General features: G+C 71.2%; 5 protein-coding genes and 4 pseudogenes. 6 read left to right on the forward strand and 3 right to left on the reverse strand.

The window, feature by feature from the left end:
- Positions 1–12: 12 nt before the first annotated feature.
- On the reverse strand, positions 13–273 hold the full coding sequence (locus AA75_RS47525; RefSeq protein WP_149038185.1) for an ester cyclase: 261 nt from the start codon (positions 271–273) through the stop codon (positions 13–15).
- A 719-nt stretch (positions 274–992) separates the two neighbouring features.
- Here AA75_RS47525 and AA75_RS45650 point away from each other — a divergent pair.
- Positions 993–1,320, forward strand: a pseudogene (locus AA75_RS45650) (transposase); the annotation flags it as partial.
- A gap of 1 nt (position 1,321) precedes the next feature.
- Here the strand turns inward: AA75_RS45650 and AA75_RS45655 are convergent.
- Positions 1,322–1,614, reverse strand: a pseudogene (locus AA75_RS45655) (transposase); the annotation flags it as partial.
- Between AA75_RS45655 and AA75_RS45660 the strand changes: the two are divergent.
- From AA75_RS45660 to AA75_RS16745, 3 genes and pseudogenes are all read left to right on the forward strand, one after another.
- A pseudogene (locus tag AA75_RS45660) lies at positions 1,614–1,832 on the forward strand (transposase); the annotation flags it as partial. The pseudogenes AA75_RS45655 and AA75_RS45660 overlap by 1 nt on opposite strands.
- A 1,210-nt stretch (positions 1,833–3,042) precedes the next feature.
- Positions 3,043–3,270, forward strand: coding sequence for a hypothetical protein (locus tag AA75_RS16740; protein WP_033820855.1), 228 nt, complete (start codon positions 3,043–3,045; stop codon positions 3,268–3,270).
- Positions 3,260–3,517 carry a type II toxin-antitoxin system RelE/ParE family toxin gene (locus AA75_RS16745; RefSeq protein WP_033820856.1) on the forward strand — a complete coding sequence of 86 codons (258 nt, stop codon included), beginning with the start codon at positions 3,260–3,262 and terminating at the stop codon, positions 3,515–3,517. The genes AA75_RS16740 and AA75_RS16745 overlap by 11 nt, the downstream gene beginning before the upstream one ends.
- On the opposite strand, the pseudogene AA75_RS54005 reads toward AA75_RS16745, so the two are convergent.
- A pseudogene (locus AA75_RS54005) lies at positions 3,514–4,470 on the reverse strand (hypothetical protein); the annotation flags it as partial. The gene AA75_RS16745 and the pseudogene AA75_RS54005 sit on opposite strands and share 4 nt — an antisense overlap.
- Before the next feature lie 670 nt (positions 4,471–5,140).
- Between AA75_RS54005 and AA75_RS16755 the strand changes: the two are divergent.
- Together AA75_RS16755 and AA75_RS47530 are read left to right on the forward strand one after the other, a co-directional pair.
- Positions 5,141–6,469 carry an AAA family ATPase gene (locus AA75_RS16755; protein WP_033820858.1) on the forward strand — a complete coding sequence of 443 codons (1,329 nt, stop codon included), beginning with the start codon at positions 5,141–5,143 and terminating at the stop codon, positions 6,467–6,469.
- Positions 6,469–6,669, forward strand: a 201-nt coding sequence (locus AA75_RS47530; RefSeq protein ID WP_149038186.1) for a hypothetical protein, incomplete at its 3' end; no start/stop codon positions are given. The genes AA75_RS16755 and AA75_RS47530, both read left to right, overlap by 1 nt.

Below are 6,669 nucleotides of genomic sequence, written 5' to 3' on the forward strand. Positions count from 1 at the left end.
GAAACGCAGCCCTCAAGCCCGGAAAGACAACAGCCACTTAGCCCTGGCCGCCCGCAACTGGGCGCTCAGTCCCGCCCAGTCGATCTGGATCCAGTGCTCCACGATGCGGTCACCCTCGACCCGGAAGACCGCACTGTCGATCTCCCGAACCGTAGCGCTGGTGGGCGGGAACCGTCCACCTCGCCCGGGATTTCTCCTTCGCCCGTTCTGCACGCCTCGCCAGCGCCGCCGGCACTGCGACCGGTGCCAACCGATCGGACCACCCGACGTCATCCTGCAGGTGGGCCGTCGGCAGGTTTCGGGGCGGCGGTGCGGAAAGCAGAATCGAGGAATTCGAATCGTGCCCCGAGGTCGATCGCCCTGGCCTTCTCAGCCAGCCGCCGACACTGGAGCGCGATGATACAGACGCAGCGGCCATGATTGCCGAACGACGTTCGATCCGCGTTGGCCCCGGTATCGGCCCGGATCATCGGAACGGCGGGTCGGGTGGAGGATGATTTCGGTGGGAAACCTTTCCTGTGTGGCACCCAAGTACGCGGTGGACGTCAAGTCGGCTGCCAACTGCCAGGCGTGCCGCGGTTGGGGCACCCTGATCGCCGAGAGCGGGAAAGGGCTCATTCCGTGCGCGGGCTGCCAGGGTGCAGCGGATGACGAGTCCGCGCGCCCCGCAGTCGGGTGCGCCCGAATCCGTTGTCACTCAGTTGGCAATGTGGTGCGGTGATTCGGCATCGATCCGCCGTCGTAGTAGGCAGCGTGGACAAGGGCCGTCGAGTGCAGGTTCGGTGAGCTGGCGTGGCACCTGAGGATGGCGTCCCGCTGTGTGGTGTAGCCGATCACAGGTGAGGCGTGCGCGGGATCGCTCCTGGGGCGCACACCCACGAGGGCCCCGCACTCCCTGAGCATGAGTCAGCCACCGCGCAACTCTTCGAATTGAAAGGCCAGTTCAACGAAGGAGACGCACGGTGGCCCTTTCTCAGTCTGATCTACTACGCCTGCTGGAGTCACTACGTTCGGCAGACGGCCTGGAACTCGTCCGCGGTGTGGCTGAGCGGATGCTCCAGGAGTTGATCGAGGCCGAGGCCACTGCAAGGATCGGCGCCCAGTGGAACGAGCACACCGAGGCCCGCACCACGTTCCGCAACGGGCACCGGGACAAGACGCTGACCACAGCCGGCCGGCGACCTGGACCCGGCCATCCCCAAGCTGCGGTCGGGCAGCTTCTTCCCCGCGCTGCTGGAGCGGCGCCGCCGCATCGACCAGGCCCTGTACGCGGTCATCACGGAGGCCTACGTCCACGGCGTGTCCACGCGCTCGGTCGACGCATGCCGACGACGGTGTCGAGCTGGGTGCGGACCGCCTCGGCGGTGGGCTGGGCGGAGATCGTGCGGATCGTCGTGGCGACCAGCTCGCCGCCTCCTTGTTGACCACGCTGAACACGTTGCGCAGGAAATGAACCCTGCATCGTTGGTAGGCGGCTCCGAGCATGACCCTGCGGATGGCCTTGACCAGCCCCAGGTGGTGGTCGCCGATCACGAGTCGGACGCCGACCAGGCCGCGTTCGCACAATGAGCGCAGGAAATCGCTCCAGAACACCTCGGTCTCGCTGTCGCCGAGCGAAGGACGACCTGACCGCCTTCGCGCCCTTCCCGGAACGACATTGGAAGAAGATCCAGTCCACCAACCCGCTGGAACGGATCAACCGCGAGATCAAGCGCCGCACCGATGTCGTCCAGGTCTTCCCGAACGACGACGCGCTCCTGCGGCTGGTCACCGCCGTGCTCTTCGAGCTCCACGACGAGTGGATCGCCTTCCCCCGCCGCTACCTGCCCGAAGGCAACCAGCTCTACTTGGCCGAGCTCCCCGAAGCGCCCCGCACTACCCAACACGCCCACCGAGTGATCGGCTACACCACAGAGCGGGGCACGACCCGCCCGAGGGCCGCCAGGTCGCGGCACAGGGGCAGGAGCGCGGTCGCGTGGCGGCGGCGTACCTCGGTGCTGCGGCACAGTACGGCGAGCGCGGGCGGCTGCCACTAGCTCGATGGAGCACCAGGCCAGGGCGAGCCGGAGCGCTCTCCTGCGCGATGACGGCCGCGAGCTGCTCCTCCAGCTCGCGGCGGCGCTCGCGCACGGCGGGCAGCTTCGCCTCCAGCAGTGCAACCGTCGATCCCACACTGCTGTCCGTGCCGAACGTGCTGGGGTTTGCCACAATCACTCCCACCGGATCGTCAGTTACCGCTCGTAGCAGCCGAATGTACGGCCCCCACTGCGGATACCCGGCGCATTGTCGGACATTCCCACCCATCGGGCGGCCCGGACCCGCGGCCGCACGCACGGCGCCGCGGGCACCACGTCCGTACGGATCGCGGGCCCGCGCCCGCGGCGCTGCCGCACGCGCATCCACGGTGGAGCATCTGTTTTCCCATTTCAGGGACATGATCGGCACATGAGGCGTGCGGCCGCCGTACGGTGGAACCATGGCTGGCTGGCTGGCTGGCTGGCTGGGTGCGCCGGTGCGCGTACTGCTGGGGACCGCTGCGGGCGACTGCGCGAAGCGACGCCCGGTTCTGCTCGGCGGCGTGCAAGGCGATGGCCCGACGTCGTCGGGGCCACCTCCTTGAGACTGTCGCCATCGGCCTCTGGTTCACCCAGGGCATCGAGACCGAGCATGTGGTGCGCTGCCCGGCCTGCGCCGCCGCTTCGCCCGCGGGCACGGCCACCGCCGTGACGCGATGTACTGCTGTTCTGCATGTCGGCAGGCGGCGTACCGGGCCAGGAAGGCCGAAAGACGAAATTGCAGGTGCGGTCGGGCCGATCCCGAGCCCGACCGCCCCCCGTGTGCCGGCCGCCCGACGCCCGGCCTGTGTGCTGCTCACCGGCGGACCGGGCGGGCGCGGGCCCGCCGTCGCTGCGCCGCGCGAAGGGACCGGCGGTCGCGCTCAATTCGACTTCGGTCGACCACGGTCCCGGATAGCGCGTTTCCGGCTACCGTGGGGGAGTGAACTCCCGGGCCCAGACCACCGGGGGCCGGACGGAGAGCGTGATGACGTCGAACGACAGCGGCCGCGAACAACTCGCCCCCGAGGGCGCCGACGCGCTGCGCGCCCTGGCCCGGGAGGAACGCGGCCGGGCCGAGCAGCTGGCCGCGTTCCTGGAGGACGTCGCCGCCAACGGCCTGCCCGACCCCGAGGACTGCACGCCGTGGGAGGAGTTGCGCGAACGCCACCTCGCCGAGCTGGCGAACGGGCAGACTGAGCAGCGTGTCGCCTGAAACCCCGCGCCGTGCCGACGTCGCCTTCTCCGACCTCGCCGCCCTTCAGCTCGAGAAGCTGACCGCGGCCCAGACCCACCGCCTGGACCGCGCCCTGGTCGCCATCTCCGTGCGGCCCGACATCGGCCACCCGATCGAGGGCGGCGGCCGGCTGCGCGACTACCGCGACGACATCGACGGTGTACGGGTCATCTACCACGTCACGGTCCGTCAAACGATCGTGGTTGTCGGGTACGTCGAGGTCTAGGAGCCCGGGCCCGTACCGGCGTCCGTCTGAGAGGCGGATCCGCGGCTCGCGCTCCGCACCGGGGTCGGCCGACTGTTGTCCCTGACCGTGGGCCGGGCTCTGTTCGGCGCCGCCCGCCAACGTGCGCCCGGCCACGCCGCACTGCCGTAGCCCGCCACGCAGGTGGTCCACCCGACGCGGTGTGCGCCCTGGAACTCCTCGCGGTGGACCACCCCGAGACCGATGGAGTCGCGATCGAGGCGCTTGCGCTCCCCGGCGTGACCGACTGCCTGGCCGACCTCGCCGCCTTGTCCCACCAGTGGCACGAGAGCCGGTCCACGCCGGCCCGCAGGGAGGTCGGGACGCTCATCTACGCCTACCATCCCGGCCCCGTGAGGACGGGGCGCGCACAGGGCCGACCTGGTGGTGATCGGCAGCCCCCTCTGGATCGCCGACGGCGCCGGGCCCGCCTGAGCCGCACACCCGCCCGCCCGGCACGCAGGCCCGGTCGGGTCCCCGGCCGGCGGGGTCCTGTTCGAGGCCGTCCTCCCGTACGGGCGTTGCGGCTGTCGGCCGCCCCGGCCCGGCGAGGTGGCCATCCGCCCACCCGGGGCCCTGCGCCGTGCGACTGCGTGCAGGCCTGGCCTGACGGACCCGAGCGCGTTGTCGGCGCTGGGCCCGACGGTGCTCATCGACTGGCGGACGCCGGCCCGGCGGCAGGCGTCGGCGAAGGCCCTGCTGCTGTCCTGCGGGCCGTCACCGCACCACAGCACGTCGGGCGAGACCGCGTCGAAGTGCCGGTGGACCAGGTCGCGGGCGGCCTTCCGTCTGCCCTGCCGGGTCGGCGACCTGCGCTTCTTCGGCTCGCGACCGTACCAGCCTTGCTCGGCCATGGTCTCGGCGACGGTGTGCACGGACACGTGCCTGCCCTCGGCCCACAGGTCGAGCGTGATCCTGGGCGGGCCGTACGTGCCGCCGGAGCGGGTGAGAAGTACTTGATCAGCTCGATCAGCGCAGCCCGTCTGGCCTCTCGTTTTGTCGGGTTGGCGGGCCTGCCCCGCGAAGGCGCAGGTGGGGGTGGGTGTCGGCCAGGTTCCTGAGTTCGGCCCCGGCCTCCTCGGTGGGCTGGCGGCTGATCAGTTCGGGTGGTTGGTGTCGGGTGTGGTGGGTGGTGTGTTCCGGGGGTGGTCCCCACCTTGGGACACCGGCTGTCCTCATGGTCGGTGGTGGCCGTCCTTCCTACCGTTGATCTTGTCAACAATCGGCGATGAAAGGGGAGGCCATGACGTTCCGGTATGAGTGCCCGGGCAGGATCCACGACCGTCTCGCTGTCGTGTATGCCGGCTCGGGGTGGGGCCTTCACGACGCGGGCCGGTGGCCTTCGCGTGGAGGTGGCGCCGTGGTGGAGAGTGTTGCTCGCGTTGCGGGCACCACCGCCCGTCGGTCGGCCGTTCGTGATGTGGGCCCGCCGGTGCCGGTCGTCGTCGGCCCGGGCGAGGAGTGCAGGATCGTCGGTAGCGCCGTGTTGGATCGTAGGTGTACCGGTTGTGCGTTCGCGGCCGTGTTCGTTGTCCGGTCCGGTGGCCGGGTGTGCGTTCCTGGGTGTGGTGGCGGGGTCGGGGTCGGGGTTGCGGGGGTGGCCCGGTGACCACGTTCGGTGAGATGCTGCTGGGATTGCGACGGAGGGCAGGGCTGACGCAGGAGGAGCTGGCCGAGGCGGCTGGGTTGACTTCCCGGTCGGTCAGGGATCTGGAACGGGGTCGTCGGCAGCGGCCGCAGCATCACACGGTTGAAGCGTTGGTGACGGCGTTGGGGCTCACCGGCACCGATGCGGCGTTGCTTCTTCGGGTCGGGCGTTCGGGTCGTCCCCGGGGGTTGGTTGCCGATGACGGCGGGGTGGGGGCGGGCCTGCTGGACCGCGGTGGCCAGTTGGCGGCGCTGGAGCGTGCCGCGGTCGCGGCACGTGAGGGTCGCGGTTCGGTGGTGCTGGTCCGGGCGGGCGCGGGTATGGGGAAGACCTCGCTGGTGGGTGCCTGGGCGGAGGCCGAGCGGGGGCGGGGGATGCCGGTGGTGTGGGCGGGTGGCGGGCTGCTGGAGCAGGACTTCGCGTTCGCGGTGCTGCGGCAGCTGGTGGAGCCGCTGCTGGCCCGGGCGGGCGTGGTGGGGCGGGAGCGGTTGCTGTCCGGCCCGGCCGAGCCGGCGTCGTACGCTTTGCGGCTGGATGCCGAGCCGGCGGGGTCGGGGCCGTCGGCTGATTCGATGGGTGTCCTGCACGGCTTGTACTGGCTGATGGTCCACGTCACCGACGACGGTCCGCTCGCCCTGGTGGTCGACGACGCGCACTGGGCCGACGGCCCGTCGGTCCGCTGGTTGGCGTACCTGGCCCGCCGGTTGCAGGACTTGCCGCTGGTACTGGTGGTTGCGGCGCGCCCCGACGGTGATACCCAAGCGGGGCTGGTGCTGGAACAGATCGCGGCGCGAAGTGGCAGTGAACAGGTCGACTTGCCGCCACTGACGACGGCCGGCGTGTCCACGATGGTGCGGGCGCGGCTGGGGGGCCAGGTGGAGCCGAGGTTCGCCGTTGCCTGCGCCGAGGCGTCCGGGGGTAATCCGCTGCTGCTCGGCGAGCTGCTGCGGACCTTGGCGGACAGCGGGGTCGAGCCCGTGGCCGGCCAGGCACACCTGGTGGAGGAGTTCCGGGGCCGGGTGCTGGCCGCCACCGTGGTCGAGCGGCTTGCGCACCAATCCGAGCCGGTCCGGCGTCTGGCCCGGGCACTGGTCGTTCTGGGGCACGGGGCTGCGTGGCGGATCGCCGCGGCGCTGGCGGGCGTGGAGGAGACGCAGGTCCGTCGCCACGCCCGGTCTTTGCAGCAGATCGGAGTGCTGGCCCTGGACGTGACCGGGGCGGCGCCCTTGGGTGCGGGAGGGTGCTTCAGTCATCCGCTGGTGCGTGCGCGATCGCCGAGACGGTGATGAGTGCGGCGGAGCTGGCGGCCGGGCACGCCCGGGCAGCCGAACTGCTGCGGGCCGACGGCGCGCACGGGGATGTGGTGGCCGGGCATCTCCTGCTGGCCGAACCCGGCGACGGGCGGCCGTGGCGGGTGGAGGTGCTGCGGGAGGCGGCCCGCACCGCCCGTGGCGCTCCAGGCCATGGCCACCACCCGCGCCCAACA

Source organism: Kitasatospora sp. MBT63 (assembly GCF_000710465.2).
GTDB lineage: Bacteria > Actinomycetota > Actinomycetes > Streptomycetales > Streptomycetaceae > Kitasatospora.